Genomic DNA, 17764 nt, shown 5'->3' with positions numbered 1-17764 from the left:
TTGTTAATGATTAAAGAGCTTGTGGTAAGTAAATACCTCCCTCACTCACTACTTCATCAGTTCTATCTAATCCTGATAGGATTACAGTCTTCTCTCCAGAGACTCCACCGATAACTACACTTTTCTTTTTGTACTTATTCTCACCCGCTTTAACGAATACGAATGAGTTATCCTCACCTTGAAGTACTGCGCGTGATGGTATTAAGATTACCTGCTGTGGTTGATCTATAAAACGAACGTTCACATACATCCCTGGTTTAAGTACTCTCTTCTCATTATCTACCTCTATTAAGACATCTATACTACGAGTCTCCTCATCTACTATTTCATTGATATGATAGATAGTCCCTGTAAGTGGTGCATCTGGATACGCAGCTAACTCTACTTGTACTTTATTTAATTTCTCTAAGTGTTGGATATCTTTTTCTTTCACTTTTCCTACTATCCAAATCTTACCTAAAGAAGCAATCTTAATTACTGGTTCAGCCTCATCACTGATAAACTGTCCGATAACCAAGTTATTTTCTAATACCTCACCTGCTATAGGAGAACGCACAGTTAGTGCTTGACCTAATACTAATGATCTAGCATCTACACTATATATTTTTAACGCTGCGATCGCATTGTCATAAGCTGCCTTAGCGATAGAATACTCTGTTTGAGACTCTTCAAACTCTTGTCTAACACCTACGCCATTTGCTAATAAATCTTCTTGACGTTTTAAGTTAAGAGCTGCTTGTTTAAACTCTTGTTTCGAATCAAAATATCCCTTTTGAGCTTCAAAGTAATCTGGTGACGACACCTCAAATAATGGGGTATTCTCACTTACTTTTTGCCCTAACTTGATAAATGATTTTACTATTCTTCCTGAGAAAGGAGATGCAATTTCTGCATAATGGTTGGGAATAGCCTTCACTACCCCTGCAGTAACTAGATCAAAAGTAAAGTCTTCTTCAGATACCTTACTTGTCTTTATTCTGTCTTTAAGATTAGAGTTTTCAGTTAACGAGACTACGTGATTCTCCACTGTGAACTGTGCACTATCTATAGACTGTTCTTTCTTCTCAGAACAATAGCTTAATAATATGCTAACTCCTAAAATACCTGCTAGTTTTAATGTTTTAGCCATTATGTATATATTTTTATTACTAATTCTTACTGTTTACCTATAAGGTTTAACTTAAATCTCTTTAAAGTTACCTAATTTTATGCATCTTATACATTTTTATAATGATTTAATATAACAACCATTATCCCTCTGCTGATAAATCGCATCTCCAACGAAGTTTTCGCATCTTTATTTATATAATTTATATTAAGCAATTACTTTACACCTCTCTTCTAGCAATACAATAACCATGCTAGAATAATCCTCACTACTGTAGGTTAAAGAATTTAGCTGCTAAAGTGAAATAGATTAGCAAGCCAGAAATATCAACGATAGTTGTAATCGCGGGGCTAGCTGCTACTGCAGGGTCACCTCCGAATTTGCGTACAAGTATTGGTAATATCGCTCCGATAATAGTAGATGATATTACTTGTAGGGATAAGGCTACTGCTATCACACCACCTGTCGCTACTAAAGGATATGCCGCTGGTATCTCTGTCTCCCAACTTAGGAACACTACTTTAGCAAATGCCAAAACTCCTAAACAGATTGAAAGCATTAATGCTATGCGAGTTTCTTTCCATAATACTCTAGCCCAACTCTTGATAGATATCTGTCCTAAGGCTAATGCTCTAATCACTACAGTCGCAGATTGACTCCCTGCATTACCTCCTGTATCTGCTACCATCGGCATATATAAGGCTAGTATCATCATCTGTGCTAAAGCTCCTTCATAACTGTGAATAATCAATCCTGAAATAATACCTACTATGGCTAAAGTCACTAACCAAAATACTCTCTTTTTAAAGTGACCGAATATACTCGTGTCGTTATAATCTAACTCCTCGTTATTACTCAGTATTCCCATAAAGCGCTCCATATCTTCAGTATGCTCAGCCTGTATCACATCAAGGGCCTCATCGTGAGTCACTATCCCTACGAGCTGCTTCTTATCATTAATAATAGGCAAGGCTACTAATTGATATTTGTCTATTTTCTTAGCGACAGATTCACTTGTATCACTAAGGTATCCAAACACAAATTCTGTATGTAACTCATCTTCTACTAATACATCAGGCTCTGCTATAATCAAATCTTTTAGTGTAATAAAACCTACCAATGTTCTATCTTCATTCACTACATAGATATAGTATATCGTCTTCTTAGAAGGTGAATCTTTACGCACTTGCTGGATCGCCTCGAAGCAAGTCATATCTTTAGACACGGTAGCAAAGTCCGTAATCATAATCCCTCCTGCTGTATCAGAAGGATAAGAACTTAATGCTAGTACATCTTCCTTAACATGCTTAGTTAGATAAGGCAATAAATCAACTTGCTCCTGCTGCGTCATAAGCTGAAACAAATCCGCTCTCGCATCTGACGGCATCTCTTCAAATATCCTCGTGAATAACTTCTTACTCACCCTCTGAAAGAAACTCAACTGCTTTACTAATGGAAACTCAGCAAAGATCTCCCCCTGCTCTTCATAAGTAAATTCATTAAATACTAGAACTAAATCGTCATTATCCACTACACTTAGTATCTCACTAATATCAATAATAGGCATCTTTTTTATCACAGGCATCATCATCGATATCTTCTCCATACTATTTAAATCATTAGCCATCTTCTGTAGATTATTTTTATCTCTATTGTGCATTTTCATACTCCACGTTCATTTAAATGATTAATAAGATGTAAGTTCCCATGTCACTTCTGACACACCATACTCTAAAGAAACTTTACTTGTGATTTTTTCTAAGATATCGTCTTTCTTTCCTATACACAGGATTTCGAATTTCAGATAAGAGAAGGCAGGATTACCATTATCTGTACTTTTTAAAGAACGTAGTTGCAATTCTTTTTGATTGCGTAGATTCTCTAACACCATTACTCTGATGTGATTCTCCACTTCCTCTTTACACCCTACGATAATTTCATAATGTGCCTCAGCAGAATCAGTCTCGCTCTCAAAAGAAAGCTTATTAATAATCGATCCGATAGGTCTAAGTGATATATGTGCTAGAAGAATTAGTACTGTCATCGCAATAGCTTCCATCCATAGGCCTACTGCACACATAGATCCTACTGATGCAGAACACCAAATAGTAGCTGCTGTGTTCAATCCACGGATACTAAATCCGTCTTTCATAATTACACCTGCACCTAAAAATCCGATTCCACTCACTACATAAGAGGCTACTCTACCCACAGCTTCATCGCCGATAGTGTAAGCCATTAAGACAAATCCTGCTGCTCCGATACTTACTAAAGTATTCGTTCTTAAGCCTGCGCTTTTTTGTCTTACTTGTCTTTCTGCCCCGATTAATGCACCTAATATAAAGGCAAGCACTAATCTTCCTATAAATACTGAAATTAACATAATAACTATTTTTTGCTCTTCCTGAGCTACATTGTTATTATGTACTTTCAGAAAGAAGGTTTAACATTCTCGTTTTACTAAACTGGACTCTGTCTCCATCTCTTATTATTTTTTTGACTCGGCAAAAGTAGGTATATACCACCCTAAAGGGTATTAGAAAGCTTTTAGAAAAAAATTAGAATCCTATTAGAAACATCACACATAGCGTTCCTAATTTGATTTTTCATCACATTTTTTGACATGTTTTCTAGATAGAAGAGAAGTATCTAAAGAATAAGAGTGATTAAGATGATATCCACATACTAATAGCCAACAATTTTTATACTTAATACTGTTTTGAAGACTCATACCTTATTCAAACATTCCGATCTGATCGTGAATCACACAAAATATTCTTCTAAAATTTCATAATCTTTTTTTGCTTTCTCTCTACAAAAACAACTAAAAAATTACTTTTTCAGTTTGCTAAAGCACCCTGTTTTTTTCTCAACCCCTCCTACAGACCATATAAACTATAGCTAACTCATTTTTATCTAGATTTTTTTTAAGTCCATTTTTACATAAAATACTCATAATTAATTATTTAAACAATTTACCCATAAACACCCTATTTCCACAAACACCCTTTCACCCTAGTAAATACAAGCCTTCTGTTGGAATCCTAGGACATTTATAGGACAATACTTGGACAATACAAGGGCTGAGAAATTTCTGCCCTTGTATTCTCTTATTATTCATCTTTAACTCTCCTTTAAGGGCATCATTACATTACATCTTGTCCATAGTAAAAGAGTTACAGAATCTGTATAGAGGAGAATAAGTTTATAATCATCAATAACAATAATACAGAAGGCAACCTAAGCGTTCACATTCATTAATTTAAAAACACCTTTCACATTAATTCTTAATGAATTACTTTTATCTAAAAAAAGAAGATGAATAAGTTTATTAACTATCCACTATATCTAAAAATAACATGTGTTCTGTTAAGTCTAGTTATATTCAGCTATATCGCTATTCTCTTAGAGAATATATTTGTCCCCCTATTCTTAGGGTTACTAGTTGCTTCTCTTTTAGTTCCTTTTAGTCATTTCTTAGAGGCGAAATTTAAGTTTAATAGAGGAGTTGCGTCTATAACAGTAGTTGTACTCGCTTTCCTAATACTTATAGGGGTCTTATTACTAATCGGAATGCAGTTATCTCATTTACAAGATGATTGGCCTGCTTTTCAAAGTCAATTAATGGATAGTACCACAGTTATTCAAGAATGGGTATATACCAAGTTTGGTATAGCTAGAGAACATCAGATGAACTATATCGAATCGGCTGCTTCTAATTCCTTAAAAGCAGGAACAGATATATTAGGTGCTGCTATGAGTTCTATTTCTACTTTATTAATGTTCATTGTATTCACTTTTCTATACTCTGTATTCTTATTAATTTACCGTGGACATATTGTGAGATTTATATTGATGTTGTTCCCTGATAAACATAAAGACAAGGTTTTAGACACTGTACACGCTATTCAGCATATGGTTAAGAAATATTTAGTAGGGCTGATCTTACAAATGATTATTGTCAGCACATTGGCCTTAATAGCATTCGCTATTTTAGATGTCAAATATGCGCTGATGCTAGCGATTATTACGGGGATACTTAATGTACTACCTTATGTCGGGATACTTATCGCGTTAATCACTACTATGCTTATTACATTTGCGACAGCTTCAGGCACTAAAGTATTATTTGTTTTAATTGCTTTCGTAGTAATACACGCTATAGATGGTAATATCGTTATGCCTAAGATAGTAGGTTCTAAAGTAAAAGTAAATTCATTAGTAGTCATCATCGGTCTTATACTTGGAGAGATGGCTTGGGGTATCTCTGGTATGTTGTTAGCGATACCTACCTTAGCCATTATTAAGATTATATGTGACCGAGTAGAAAGCCTTAGACCATGGGGATATTTATTAGGAGAAGAAAGCCTTCCTAAAAATATCGTTGTCGAAGAAGAAATTAAAGAAGAGAATTAGACAACTATATTTATTCTATATAAAAAACAAAGAGGCTATCTGATACAGATAGCCTCTTTGTTTTTATGAAATAGTTCTTACTTCTTCGATTTGTAAATAAAGAATGGAACTTTTAAATGTTTCGCTAAGTGTTGAGTTACACTTTTAGAAAGAATGTTCTCTATAAATGTTTTATTGCGTTTCACTGTTGCTACCATATCTACAGGCTCATGCGTAATGAAGTCTAACAACGTCTTCTCTATATTCTCAGCATTAAACAGATGGAAACTTAGAGGGGCATCTTTATACTTCTCTGACCATTTACTATAGATCTCTTCGCATGATACGCAACCTTTTTGTTTAACATGCACTACTTTTATATGTGCACCATTAACAACGGCCCCATTTACGATATCATCTAATGTTGACTCTTCTTCTAATTCGAATCGCGAAGTAAAGATGATATTCTTTAATCCCGTAAAATGTGCTTCCTTAGGAATACTCAATATTGGAATATCAACTTTTGCTATTGTATTAATCGTATTAGAACCAAGGATTTTCTTATGGAAACTAGAATTAGCACCATCTGTCCCCATTACTAAGAAGTCTATGTTATTCTCCTCGATCGCATGCACAATCTCAGGAACTAATAGTCCCTCTTTTACCTTAAAGAATACAGGAACGTGCTCTAGGCCTACCTCTTTTCTCATTTCTATTAATACTGGGCTATTAGCGTGAAGTTGTTCTAACTTCTCAAAAGATGTTTTCTTAAGTACATTTTCGACAAGTTGTGGGCTAATACCTCCTGATATAATAGGGGGATCATAAACGTGTAGAACATATAGTTCTGCTTCTCTATAGTCAGCTAACTGTAAGGCATACTTAAATGCGTTATTCGCAGTTTCTGAATAGTCCGTAGGGAATAGTATCTTTTTCATAATGGAGTGCTTTCATCTAGCATACAAGGTACTAAAAAAAATGATGGAAATATATTTTTATGTCAATAGAATTTATCTCACACTAACTTTGTCTAAGTAGGATAAACAAAGGCATAAACTTATATTATTGTCATTTTTTACCTAAAATAGGTATGATAAATTAGTGGTAGTTGCTATCTTATTTCCACTGATTTTTTTATAAAAATCACTATTATTCTCTCCTAGTGGTGGTAAAGTAAGTTTGTGTTTTATTGCTTCTTGCTTGTAATAATCTAGTCTATTCTCGTACTTAGGAGAAACTATATTATAAATAGAATTCCCTACAAATCCCTTTTCAATTATTGCGCTAGACATCGCGATAATATCTTCTAGATGGATCATATTAATAGGAAGTTCAGGATTGTCTAATACTTCCTTACGCACAATATAATCAACAGGTTTTCTATCTTCACTGAATAGACCACCTAGACGTAAAATACATGTATTAATTCCCTCTTCATTTAGCAAGACATCCTCTGCTTCTCTAATCTGTACAGCAGTTGGTTCATCTGAGAACAGTTCATTTTCTTCTGTAATAACTCCTGTTTGAGGAGCATATACTGAGACAGAACTCATCATAATTACATTCTTGATATTGTATTTATGAATATATGGAATAAGCTTCTTAAAGTTCTCCGCATACGTAGGAGTAGCTTCTCCACGTATAGGAGGAATAGTGATAATCAGCAGCTCTGCATTACCAATAAAAGAATCCAAAAACTGAATGTTATCTTCATATAGGTTAATGTGATAAGGCTTGATATTATGTTCTTCTAAAATATTCATCTTAGCAAGAGTAGTTGTTGATCCCTTTACCTGATGGCCTTTATTGATTAAATTTTCAGCTAATGGTGTACCTAACCATCCACTGCCGAGTATGCTTATATGTTTCATATTTTAGTGGTGTATTTTTACTTAGCGTTACTATAGCTCCTTATCTAATACTAAACAGGCTATTAGACTGAAAACTCAATCATCAGACATAACTTATTTATAACTAAAGGACTAGAGTTAACACTGAGTTTAAATTATTTATAAAAATAAGCATTTCCTTTGTAAGGATAAATATATCTACGGATATTTGGTCTAGAAAAACAAAACAACATGAAGAAATTACTATTTCCCCTATTAGCCATTGGAATGTGTTTGACAATGTCAAATACTACTTCTGCCCAAGAAATACAAAAGCAATTCGTTATTGAAAATCGAGTAAATGACAGTAAACAAGTAGACAAGCCTTACGTTATCTTGATTTCTATTGATGGGTTCAGATACGATTACATTGAGAAATACAATGCTAAATTCTTAGAAAAATTAGGAAAAGAAGGAGTAAGAGCAGAGTCCATGCAACCTTCTTACCCATCTGTAACTTTCCCTAATCACTATACAATAGCGACAGGATTATATCCTGCACACCATGGGCTAGTAGGTAATAACATCTACGATCCAAAGTTAGAAGAGCGTTATTCTCTTCGCAATGCTAAGGCAGTACACGACCCTGCATGGTATGGAGGAACTCCTCTATGGGTATTAGCAGAACAACAAGGGATGCTAAGTGCATGCTACTACTGGCCAGGTTCTGAAGCTCCTATTAAAGGAACATTACCATCATATTACTATGCATACTCTGAGAAGTTTGATATGGATGGACGTATTAATGAAGTAGTTGATTGGTTATCTCTACCTGAAGCTAAGAGACCTCACTTTATCACATTCTATCTACCTGAAGTAGATCACGCTGGTCATAGTTTTGGTCCAGATGCAAAAGAAACAGAAGAGGCAGTTCACTACGCTGACCAATCTATCGAAAAGCTAGTAGCTGCAGTAGATAAACTAAACTTACCTGTTAACTATGTAGTCGTATCTGATCATGGTATGCTAACGTTAGATCAAGAAACATTACTAAGCTTTCCTTTAAAATTAAAAGGGGATGAAATGAAACTAGTGAGTAATGGAACTTATATGAGTGCGTTTATCAATGACAAAAAAGAAATAGACACTTACTATAAAAAGATTAAAAAGGCGGTTAATCCTAAACACATGAAAGTGTATAAGAGCGCTGACTTGCCTAAAGAGTTTAACTTCGGAGGAGAGAATGACCGTTTCGGTAGAGTTGGAGATATCGTTATCACAGCTGAAGCACCATATTACTTCACGAATAGAAAGTTAGCCGGTAGTCATGGTTTTGACCCTAATACAGTAAAAGAAATGCATGCTATCTTCTTAGCAAAAGGTCCACAATTCAAATCAGGTAAAACAATAGAGACTTTCGAGAATGTACACGTTTACCCTGTTATTACTAAGATACTAGGTCTAGAAGTAACGGAAGAAATAGACGGTACAGATAAAGTAGCGAAACAGGTGTTAGTGAAATAACTAAGTACTAGATTATTTATATATTGAAAAAGGCTTGCAGAATACTCTGCAAGCCTTTTTTATATGCGTTTAAGTCACCTATATTAGAATTGGTACCCAAACCCTAAGTTTAAGTAAATATTGTGCATAGAGAACGATATAGCATCGAAGTCTTTATTAAGAACTCCGTTGAATCCATAAGATACTTCACCTAACAAGAGGAAGTTCTTATTCATCTTCCATTCAGCACCTACTTGAGTTCCCCATTGGAATTTTCTAACTTCTTTAGAGAAATCATAAGGAGCACTACTGTCATCTTCAAAAGTTAATTTAGAACCATTTGGATCATTTTGTCTTAAGTATCCATTAGATACATGTCCATCAAAAGTTTTGTCAATCAAGGCAGAGAAATATAAACCTCCATAGATATTCCAATCTTCGTTTATTTTATAAATAACATTGACAGGTACAGTTAAATAAGTATTTCTTACTTTAGTCTTTACATCCCCTGTAAAATAACCTCTTACTTTAGCGTTATCTTGAATAATCTCTGTTAAGTACCCCTTTACATTTGCTTTAGTAGTCATTCCCTTACCTTCAAAACGAAGACCTAAGCGAACTCCCCAGTGCTTATCATCAGCAAACCATTTAGTAGCGTTCGCTTCTAAACCTAATTGAAGTCCTGGATTATAACTATCTATTTTTCTTATTTCCTTAGGCAATCCTAATGGAGAAGAACCTCCAATACTAAAGTGAGCTCTAACTTGGAAATCCATATTTTCTGTAAAGAATGTTTCAAAAGCATTTTTCTCTACAGATTTTTGTTCCTCCTGATTTTGTGCAGAAGCTGTAATCAATATCCCTAGAGATAAAGCCAATGTATATATTGTTTTTTTCATTGTATCTGATTTATTTATTGGGACTATTATTTATCGAAGTCTAATTCAACTTCATCTATGTATAGAGTACTACCGACTGCCCCATTAAAGACATCTCCTTCAACACTAGCAGAGAATACAATAGCAATCATATATTGAGCTTTTGGATCAAATATTTTACCATCTACCATTTTAAAAGGGATTTCAAATTTTGTCCATCTATCAGTTTCAACTCTGTCTTTATTGTCTAATCTTGCAATGGCAACCATTCTAGGATCTAAGAATTTGTGATCACCCGCTAAGAATTCTTTTTTAGGGTTATCTCCTTTTTCAAAGATAATAGCATATGCATCCCATGCATCCTTGGTTAAAGCTGAACCTTGTTTGCTTGTGACAGTAAAGTCTTTTCCTGCTTTGTATTTATAATGTCCTTTTAAAGATTTTGGCATATTAATACCTGTACTATAAGGAATACCAAATCTTGTTGATTTAATAGCTGGAAATGTAAATTGAAAAGTTCCAAGATATAAGTTCCCTGCTGCTATAGGAGAGCCCATCATATTACCTAAAGGCCCTGTTCCCTTAGTTACCATTTTAACTCCTTTTCCTTTATATCCTTCTTCTGTAGAAGCTGTTGGGTATACTGCAGGAGATAATTCTTGTCCTTCTTCTAATAGAGTTTCAGCTAGCATATTATAACCTTCATTTCCACTAGTCCAATCGTATTTTTCGAAACCATCTGGTAGTCTTTCGAAAAATTCATGATATTTTCCTTCTGGACTTTCAGTAACTACTGTTTTTACATTTTCAAAATCATAATATGTTATAAATGTATTAGTAAGAAAGCTAACATTATATATTTTTTTCCATCTACCATCTTGTGATGTAATAGTGTACTGCACTGGCCCTTTAGAGAAGTTTTGTTTTGATCCATTTTCAGGCGAAATTGTTGCACCATTTGAAAGTTTGAACATTGGAGCGAAGTCTCTTTCGTCGATATCTGGTTGAAGTCTGAAGAAAACGTTATTGTTAGTTATGGTTGGAATTGTTAGTAGATATTTATCCGCATCTTGAATTGTAGCAGAAGCAATATCTGATTCCATTGTTTCAGCCTCATCTTTTATACAAGACGAAAACGTAATCCCTATAATGGTTATAAGGGTGAATAATAAGTATTTTATTCTCATAGGTTATGGTATTATGTTTTAATGTTTTGTTTAAGTCATTTAACCATAATTTAATATTAGCTTAATGACTAAGAAATATTCGTAATCTACAAAGGTACAACTTCTACTCTAGAAAGAGGTTTCCCTCCTGAAGCGTTAAGATTATAACAGTAAGGCAAATTGCCACAAGCTTATCTACTATTTCTATTTTATAAAGTTAGTTCTTTTACTGTTTTGTATTAAAATTTGTGTACACTTTACGCATTTGTCAAATGGTGTTCAAATAAAAAAGGCCAATCTATACGATTGACCTTTAGAGTTTAGTATTATTTTAACTTTGTAATCTGGTTTTAACACAAGTAAAACAGAGCTTTTGCTACTGCCCCTTTTAGTTAAAACGTATATCCAAAACCTATATTAGCATAAATATTATACATCTTAAATGTGATGGCATCGAAGTCTTTTCTAAACACGCCATTTAATCCCCAATTCAAATCTGTAAATAAACGGAAGTGTGTGTTTAACTTATACTCCCCTCCTACTTGTATTCCGTATTGAAATCTATTTAACTCTTCAGAGAAATCATAATCTCCTCGAGCATCCCCTTCAAACTCCACTGGCGTGCCGATAGGATTACCTTCCCTCAGAACACCATCATACACATATCCTGTAAAATCTTTATCTATCAACCCTGAGAAATACATCCCTCCATAAGCATTCCAATTCTCAGTTGCATTAAATGTCGCTAAGATAGGAAAGGTGATATAAGAATTCTTCATTACAGTCTTTACATTACCAGTGAAGTATCCCTTTGTCTGTTTGCCTTCTCCACCGTCTATTTGGGTATAGTAATTCTTTACCCTAGCATCTGTTTTCATTCCTCTGCCTTCCATACGAAGACCTGTTCGTATCCCCCATTTTTGGTCATTCGTTAACCACTTCGTCACATTTAATTCTAATCCAAGCTGAAGCGTTGGGTTATAACTATTAATCTCACGTATCTGTGCTGGCATTCCTAACGGAGTAGCACCACCGATGCTAAACTGTCCTCTTAACTGATATTCCACATTCTCTTTAAAGAATGCTTTAAATCCTGTAGAATCTCTCTCTTGACCAACTACACTTACGCCTATCAGTATAACGAAACAAGTGATATATCTATGTAACTTGCTCATCTTAGTTCTTATTTTCTTGTTCATATACTAACTCTATTTCATCCACGATAAGTGTACTTCCAATTGCTCCTTTAAAATCAGCGCCATCTACACTAGAGGTCATCACGATAGCGAGTACATAATCCTTTGTTTTATCATACGTTTTACCAGGCAGAAGATTAAATGGCACGTTAAACTCTGTCCACAGTTTAGTCTCCTTTCTATCTTTTTCTTCTATTCTAGCAATAGCTACATTACGAGGATCTTTAAAAGCATGGTCACCATATTGGAAATTATCCTTCTTTTGAGATTCAAATAGAATCGCATAGATATCAAAACTATCTTTAGCACCAGGTACTTCATTAAAATCGCTATCCGTTACTACTTTTCCCGCTTCATATTTATACATTCCCCTTAAACTTGTAGGTAAATCACCTGTATAAGGCAATCCAAACTTAGTAGACTTTAAAGTATTAAAAATATTAAGTTTAAAGACACCTAAGAACATATTACCTGCCGCTATAGGGTTACCAGTATTCGCTCCTAAATTAGACGTATATACAGTCTGCATTTTTACTGCTAATCCTCCTCTGCGTCCAGGAGATATAGAAGTAGGATATCCATCCGGAGGAGTACTACCCGCTACTGTAGCATACCCCTGATTACCACTATCCCAATCGTATATCTTATCTCCATTAGAACCTACCTCATAAAACCTATAGTATCTATTACGATCTACTAACTCTGCATTATTAAAAGTATATAAGGTACTTAATTCGTCACTCGTAAAACTAACTGTATATGTCTTCTTCCATCTCTTATCCTGTGCTGTAACAGTGACTTGTTGGCTAGTCGTAAAGTCACGAGTAGTTCCATTAGGTGGATCCATAGTTGCATTAGGAGATATAATAAAGAAAGGTGTTTGCTTTTCTAAATCTGTATTGGCTTTAACCCTAAACTCAACAGAAGTATTCGTCACTATAGGGTCTGTCTTAAGGTATTCACTAGGAATGTAAGCTTCAAGTATATCAGCATTAGTATCTAGCTCCTCATCTTTGATACATGAGATCATTAATACTGGTGTTACTAATAATAAGGCTTTAATGTATTGTTTCATATAAGTCTTTTTAATTGTCATTACAATATTCTTGCCATACTACACCTCTATCTATTATATTGTTATTTTACTACCTAGTTATTTTACACTATATGAGTTGACAACATTAGAATATGGTATTATTTGCAATCTGTAATAATTCGTTAAAAGTAAATATATTGTTTCAATATTTTTACCTACTTAATAGTTTAAAGTTGATTTAGGGTTTTAATAAAAAAGAGCACCCCTTTTAATAGGAGTGCTCTCTTCAGTTATAATTGGATTGAACCATTAACTTCTTGTTTCCAAGTAATTTTCAACTAGTAATAAGCTTTTATACTTTGCATTATTGATTTAATGCTCTAGTTTGATATAAGTCAGTACGTCTATCTTTCTTGATACGTACACTACCGTGTTCATGTAACTCTTTCAGTAAGTCCACATCTACATCTACGATTAATGTCATCTCTGTATTAGGGGTAGCTTCAGCTTTCACTCCATTAGTAGGGAAAGCGAAGTCAGATGGTGTTAACACAGCTGCCTGTGCGAACTGTATATCCATGTTATTCACCTTAGGTAAGTTACCCACACATCCCGCTATAGCAACATAACACTCATTCTCAATAGCTCTAGCAGCTGCACAGTTACGCACACGTGTATATCCATTCTGAGTATCTGTTAAGAATGGAACGAACAATATATCCATTCCTTGATCTGCTAATAATCTAGATAGTTCTGGGAACTCCACATCGTAGCATATCATAATTCCTATCTTACCACAGTCCGTATCGAATGTCTGTATCTTAGACCCTCCTTTCATCCCCCAATAGTGTACTTCATTAGGAGTAATATGTATCTTAGAATACATCTCATATGTACCATCTCGTTTACATAAGAATCCTACGTTATAAAGTGTACCATCTACTAAATGTGGCATACTTCCTGTAATGATATTAATGTTATATGAGATAGCAAACTCTTGAAACTTCTTACGTATAGAATCAGTATATCGCGCTAACTCACGTATTGCATCAGCCTCAGATAAGTGATTGTAATCCGCCATTAATGGAGCAATAAACAACTCTGGAAACATTGCAAAGTCACTTTCATAATCCGATACCGCATTGATAAAGAACTCAGCCTGGTCAAAGAACTCTTGCAAATCATTTAACGGTCTCATCTGCCACTGGATAAGTCCTAATCTGATTACACTTTTCTTTGCATTAATTAACTGTACATCCTTCTCATAGTAGATATTATTCCATTCTAGTAATACTGCATATTCTTTAGAACTAGTATCCCCTTCTAAGTAGTGACGCATCAGGCGCACCATGTGGAAATCATTTGCCATCTGAAAAGACATCACTGGATCGTGAATTTCCTTCATTCTCACCTTATCTAAATATTGCTTAGGAGTTAACTCATCCGCATATTTAGAATATTTAGGGATACGTCCTGCGAATACTATTGATTTCAGATTAAGCTGTTCACACATCTCCTTACGAGCATCATACAGCCTTCTTCCTAATCTAAGCCCTCTGTATTTAGGGTGAATAAACACATCTATTCCATATAATACATTTCCTTCAGGATTATGTGTACTAAAGGTAGAGTATCCTGTGATTTGTTCATATGTATGAGCTCCCATCGCTTGTTTTTCGTCAATAATAAGTGACAAAGCAGATCCCACTACGACATCATCCACTAATACCACAAGTTGTCCTTCAGGAAACACCTCTAATAGTTGTTCGATTTCTTCCTTATTCCAATATTGGTCTTCCAATTCTTGATAAGATTCGAGCATAGATTTCTTTAGCTCTAAATAATCGTCTATTAATAAATTTCTTAATTCTACTTTATTTATAGTAGCTTCCATAATAATTCTTTTGTTTGCAATTTACGAATAAAAGAAAACAAATTAAATCGAATTATTGGTTAAACATTCAAATAAATGTTAAAAGTTGGAGTTGTTTTTGATGTTGTATTTACTAGACAGATTAATCTGTAACAATTTATTAACTATTAAAAACTAGAATTATGAGTTCGTTAAAAAACAAAGTACAATTAATTGGCAGAGTAGGACAAGATCCTGAAGTAAAAACGTATGACTCCAACAAGAAAAGAGCCACATTCTCATTAGCGATTAATGAGGTTTATTATAATGACAAGGGAGAGAAGGTAGAGTCCTGTGACTGGCATAATATCACTGTATGGGGCAAACTTGCTGACATTGTTGAAAAGTTTGTTAATAAAGGGAAAGAGGTTGCGGTAGAAGGTAAGTTAGTTAACCGTAATTTTGAAGACAAAGATGGTAATCAGCGCTATGTTACCGAAATTGCTGTTTCAGAATTAGTTTTTCTAGGCAGTAAGTAAAGTTTTATTATTTCTGTTGTCGCTCAATAATTTTGTCGTTATTGAGCGACTTTTTTTATCACTATTTTTAATGAGGTTTAATTTGTTTTAGAGTTACCCTTATCCTTCTATCTATCTTTTTTAAAAAAGCCTTATCTTGGCTCAGGATAATTTAATCATTAACACAGTGGATAAGATATTAGTTATCGAAGATGACGTCAGAGTTGCAGAGCTACTCCAACGCAGTTTAGAAGAACAGAATTTTGAAGTAGATTTAGCTTATGATGGTTATCTAGGGAAGAAACTTGCCTTGCAGAAACAGTATGACTTGATCATCACTGATGTTATACTTCCTAAGATCAATGGAATAGATCTATGCCAAGAGATTAAAAAAACACTTCCTCATATCCCTATTATTATGCTTACCGCTCTAGGGACTACAGATGATAAAGTAGAAGGCTTCGATGCTGGAGCTGATGACTATCTAGTCAAACCTTTTGAGTTAAGAGAGCTATATGTACGCATACGTGCATTACTTAAGCGTTTTGAACATATCAAGTCTTCTGACATCACTGTATTAAAGTATGCTGATCTAGAACTAGACTTAAATGAGAAAGTATTTAGACGCAGTGGTACAGAGATCCACTTAACTCCTAAAGAATTTAACCTACTCCAATACATGATGGAGAACCCTGAACGTGTATTATCTAGAACAGAAATCTCTGAGAAAGTTTGGGATACACACTTTGACACAGGTACCAACTTTATAGATGTGTACATTAACTATCTGCGCAAAAAGATAGAGACAGACCCTGCTAATAAAGTAATTCACACCAAATCTGGTATGGGTTTTATCCTAAAGAGCAATGAGAATTAAAACAAGACTTACCCTTTGGTTCACACTATTAGTTGCTTCCATCTTATTGATATTTGCAGTAGTAGTGTATTGGTCTTCTTCTAAAAATAGAGAAGTAGAATTCTATGAAGAACTAGAAAAGGAAGCCATCACCAAAGCAAAACTATACCTAGAAACAGAGATAAAGTCTTCTACTCTTCACAAGATTTACAAGTATAATAATGAAGTAATTAACGAAGTACAAGTCGCTGTTTATGACCTAGATTTCAATCTACTTTATCACGATGCTGAAGAAGTAGACAGTGTCAAGGAGACACAAGAAATGATAGATAAAATAGCCTCTAAAGGCAAAGTTCACTTGTTTCAAGATGAATGGCAGGTCATTGGTATTCGTTACACTAGTGGAGACAAAGACTATATTATCACAGCTATCGCACTAGATCAATATGGTTATACTAAACTACATAATCTATTCTTGACTATTCTATTCTTGAGTATTATATCGCTAATCGTTATCTATTTTGTTGGTGGCTTTTTTGCAGAACGTGTTTTGCGTCCTTTAAAGCTAATGAACGAAGAGATTAACAATATCACTGCAACTAATTTAGACTTGCGCATAACGAGAGAGGGAGATCAAGATGAACTTAGTCGCCTTGGCAATACCTTCAACACAATGTTAGATAGACTAGAACAATCATTTGATTCACAGAAACAGTTTGTTTCTAATATATCTCATGAACTTAGAACTCCCCTAGCAGCAGTAATTGCAGAGTTAGAACTTTCGCTGGCCAAAGAACAAGATAATGCTAGTTATATCAAAACTATTGAGAATGCACTATCAGATGCCAAAAAGTTAGTCAGACTATCTAATAGTTTATTAGACTTTGCAAAGGCGAGTTACGATCCTACAGAGATAGTATTTAAACCTACACGTGTTGATGAAGTTATATTAGATGCCTGCCAAAAGATACAACGCAGTAACGCTGGTTACACTTTTAGCTTTATAATAGACGAAGAGATAGATAGTGAAGAACTAGTCACAACATACGCTAATCCTTACCTACTAGAAGTAGCGATTATTAATCTGTTAGAAAACGCATGTAAATATTCTGACAACCACCATGGAAAGGTCAGTGTATCTAACTTAAATAAAGCTATTATAATCAAGATAGCAGATCAAGGTCTTGGCATGAGTCCTGAAGATATAGAAAGTATCTATAAACCCTTCTTTAGAGGTGAAAATGGCAAATACAGAGAAGGTAACGGGATAGGACTATCTTTAACAAAGAAAGTTATCGACCTTCACAAGGGAACAATCACTGTTATCTCAGAAGTAAACAAGGGCACTGAGTTTACTATTACTTTAAATTCTAACTAATACACGTATTTCATCACTGATACCCATAAAAAAAGACTCCGAAGAGTCT

At 34.5% G+C, this 17764-nt stretch carries 15 protein-coding genes; 5 read left to right on the top strand and 10 right to left on the bottom strand.

From position 1 onward, the window contains the following. Nucleotides 1-10 precede the first annotated feature (10 nt). From CF599_RS04520 to CF599_RS04510, 3 genes are all read right to left on the bottom strand, one after another. Nucleotides 11-1129, bottom strand: coding sequence for an efflux RND transporter periplasmic adaptor subunit (locus CF599_RS04520; RefSeq protein ID WP_121964851.1), 1119 nt, complete (start codon nucleotides 1127-1129; stop codon nucleotides 11-13). 247 nt (nucleotides 1130-1376) lie between these two features. Beyond that, complete coding sequence (gene mgtE / locus CF599_RS04515; RefSeq protein ID WP_121964850.1) at nucleotides 1377-2774, bottom strand: magnesium transporter; 1398 nt, start codon at nucleotides 2772-2774, stop codon at nucleotides 1377-1379. A gap of 21 nt (nucleotides 2775-2795) precedes the next feature. Then, a complete protein-coding gene (locus tag CF599_RS04510; RefSeq protein ID WP_121964849.1) occupies nucleotides 2796-3491 on the bottom strand; it encodes an MgtC/SapB family protein in 696 nt (231 codons plus the stop codon). A 935-nt stretch (nucleotides 3492-4426) separates the two neighbouring features. On the opposite strand from CF599_RS04510, the gene CF599_RS04505 reads away from it, so the two are divergent. Next, nucleotides 4427-5524, top strand: coding sequence for an AI-2E family transporter (locus tag CF599_RS04505; protein ID WP_121964848.1), 1098 nt, complete (start codon nucleotides 4427-4429; stop codon nucleotides 5522-5524). Nucleotides 5525-5601: 77 nt separating this feature from the next. On the opposite strand, the gene CF599_RS04500 is transcribed toward CF599_RS04505, so the two are convergent. Further along, nucleotides 5602-6441, bottom strand: coding sequence for a universal stress protein (locus CF599_RS04500; protein ID WP_121964847.1), 840 nt, complete (start codon nucleotides 6439-6441; stop codon nucleotides 5602-5604). Between the two features lie 141 nt (nucleotides 6442-6582). Then, on the bottom strand, nucleotides 6583-7374 hold the full coding sequence (locus tag CF599_RS04495) for an NAD(P)H-binding protein (RefSeq protein WP_121964846.1): 792 nt from the start codon (nucleotides 7372-7374) through the stop codon (nucleotides 6583-6585). A 210-nt stretch (nucleotides 7375-7584) separates the two neighbouring features. Between CF599_RS04495 and CF599_RS04490 the strand changes: the two genes are divergently transcribed. Continuing rightward, nucleotides 7585-8856, top strand: a complete 1272-nt coding sequence (locus CF599_RS04490) for an ectonucleotide pyrophosphatase/phosphodiesterase (RefSeq protein ID WP_121964845.1) — start codon at nucleotides 7585-7587, stop codon at nucleotides 8854-8856. Nucleotides 8857-8939: 83 nt separating this feature from the next. Here CF599_RS04490 and CF599_RS04485 read toward each other — a convergent pair whose 3' ends face one another. From CF599_RS04485 to CF599_RS04465, 5 genes are all read right to left on the bottom strand, one after another. Further along, complete coding sequence (locus tag CF599_RS04485; RefSeq protein WP_121964844.1) at nucleotides 8940-9734, bottom strand: porin family protein; 795 nt, start codon at nucleotides 9732-9734, stop codon at nucleotides 8940-8942. A gap of 26 nt (nucleotides 9735-9760) precedes the next feature. Then, the gene (locus CF599_RS04480) at nucleotides 9761-10900 is read right to left on the bottom strand and encodes a PCMD domain-containing protein (RefSeq protein ID WP_121964843.1); all 1140 of its coding nucleotides are present in this window, start codon (nucleotides 10898-10900) and stop codon (nucleotides 9761-9763) included. 371 nt (nucleotides 10901-11271) lie between these two features. Then, on the bottom strand, nucleotides 11272-12054 hold the full coding sequence (locus CF599_RS04475) for a porin family protein (protein ID WP_121964872.1): 783 nt from the start codon (nucleotides 12052-12054) through the stop codon (nucleotides 11272-11274). 1 nt (nucleotide 12055) lies between these two features. Continuing rightward, nucleotides 12056-13150 carry a PCMD domain-containing protein gene (locus CF599_RS04470; protein ID WP_121964842.1) on the bottom strand — a complete coding sequence of 365 codons (1095 nt, stop codon included), beginning with the start codon at nucleotides 13148-13150 and terminating at the stop codon, nucleotides 12056-12058. A 325-nt stretch (nucleotides 13151-13475) separates the two neighbouring features. After that, nucleotides 13476-15005 (bottom strand): bifunctional GNAT family N-acetyltransferase/carbon-nitrogen hydrolase family protein, encoded by a 1530-nt coding sequence (locus CF599_RS04465; RefSeq protein WP_121964841.1) that lies wholly within the window; start codon nucleotides 15003-15005, stop codon nucleotides 13476-13478. A gap of 161 nt (nucleotides 15006-15166) precedes the next feature. On the opposite strand from CF599_RS04465, the gene CF599_RS04460 reads away from it, so the two are divergent. From CF599_RS04460 to CF599_RS04450, 3 genes are all read left to right on the top strand, one after another. Then, on the top strand, nucleotides 15167-15502 hold the full coding sequence (locus tag CF599_RS04460; RefSeq protein WP_121964840.1) for a single-stranded DNA-binding protein: 336 nt from the start codon (nucleotides 15167-15169) through the stop codon (nucleotides 15500-15502). 136 nt (nucleotides 15503-15638) lie between these two features. Then, nucleotides 15639-16358, top strand: a complete 720-nt coding sequence (locus tag CF599_RS04455) for a response regulator transcription factor (RefSeq protein WP_121964839.1) — start codon at nucleotides 15639-15641, stop codon at nucleotides 16356-16358. Further along, entirely contained in the window at nucleotides 16348-17715 is a 1368-nt protein-coding gene (locus tag CF599_RS04450) for a HAMP domain-containing sensor histidine kinase (protein ID WP_121964838.1), read from the top strand. Before CF599_RS04455 ends, CF599_RS04450 begins: the two co-directional genes overlap by 11 nt. Nucleotides 17716-17764 lie beyond the last annotated feature (49 nt).

Source organism: Myroides sp. N17-2, assembly GCF_002286775.1.
Lineage (GTDB): Bacteria > Bacteroidota > Bacteroidia > Flavobacteriales > Flavobacteriaceae > Flavobacterium.
The sequence above is the reverse complement of the archived record's forward strand: the minus strand, read 5'-3'. Positions and strand labels throughout refer to the sequence as shown.

Coding starts and splice junctions, on each gene's coding strand:
- CF599_RS04500 (WP_121964847.1), bottom strand. CDS start 6,441: ATGAAAAAGATACTATTCCCTACGGACTATTCAGAAACTGCGAATAAC.
- CF599_RS04485 (WP_121964844.1), bottom strand. CDS start 9,734: ATGAAAAAAACAATATATACATTGGCTTTATCTCTAGGGATATTGATT.
- CF599_RS04520 (WP_121964851.1), bottom strand. CDS start 1,129: ATGGCTAAAACATTAAAACTAGCAGGTATTTTAGGAGTTAGCATATTA.
- CF599_RS04480 (WP_121964843.1), bottom strand. CDS start 10,900: ATGAGAATAAAATACTTATTATTCACCCTTATAACCATTATAGGGATT.
- CF599_RS04475 (WP_121964872.1), bottom strand. CDS start 12,054: ATGAGCAAGTTACATAGATATATCACTTGTTTCGTTATACTGATAGGC.
- CF599_RS04465 (WP_121964841.1), bottom strand. CDS start 15,005: ATGGAAGCTACTATAAATAAAGTAGAATTAAGAAATTTATTAATAGAC.
- mgtE (WP_121964850.1), bottom strand. CDS start 2,774: ATGAAAATGCACAATAGAGATAAAAATAATCTACAGAAGATGGCTAAT.
- CF599_RS04505 (WP_121964848.1), top strand. CDS start 4,427: ATGAATAAGTTTATTAACTATCCACTATATCTAAAAATAACATGTGTT.
- CF599_RS04510 (WP_121964849.1), bottom strand. CDS start 3,491: ATGTTAATTTCAGTATTTATAGGAAGATTAGTGCTTGCCTTTATATTA.
- CF599_RS04460 (WP_121964840.1), top strand. CDS start 15,167: ATGAGTTCGTTAAAAAACAAAGTACAATTAATTGGCAGAGTAGGACAA.
- CF599_RS04495 (WP_121964846.1), bottom strand. CDS start 7,374: ATGAAACATATAAGCATACTCGGCAGTGGATGGTTAGGTACACCATTA.
- CF599_RS04470 (WP_121964842.1), bottom strand. CDS start 13,150: ATGAAACAATACATTAAAGCCTTATTATTAGTAACACCAGTATTAATG.
- CF599_RS04450 (WP_121964838.1), top strand. CDS start 16,348: ATGAGAATTAAAACAAGACTTACCCTTTGGTTCACACTATTAGTTGCT.
- CF599_RS04490 (WP_121964845.1), top strand. CDS start 7,585: ATGAAGAAATTACTATTTCCCCTATTAGCCATTGGAATGTGTTTGACA.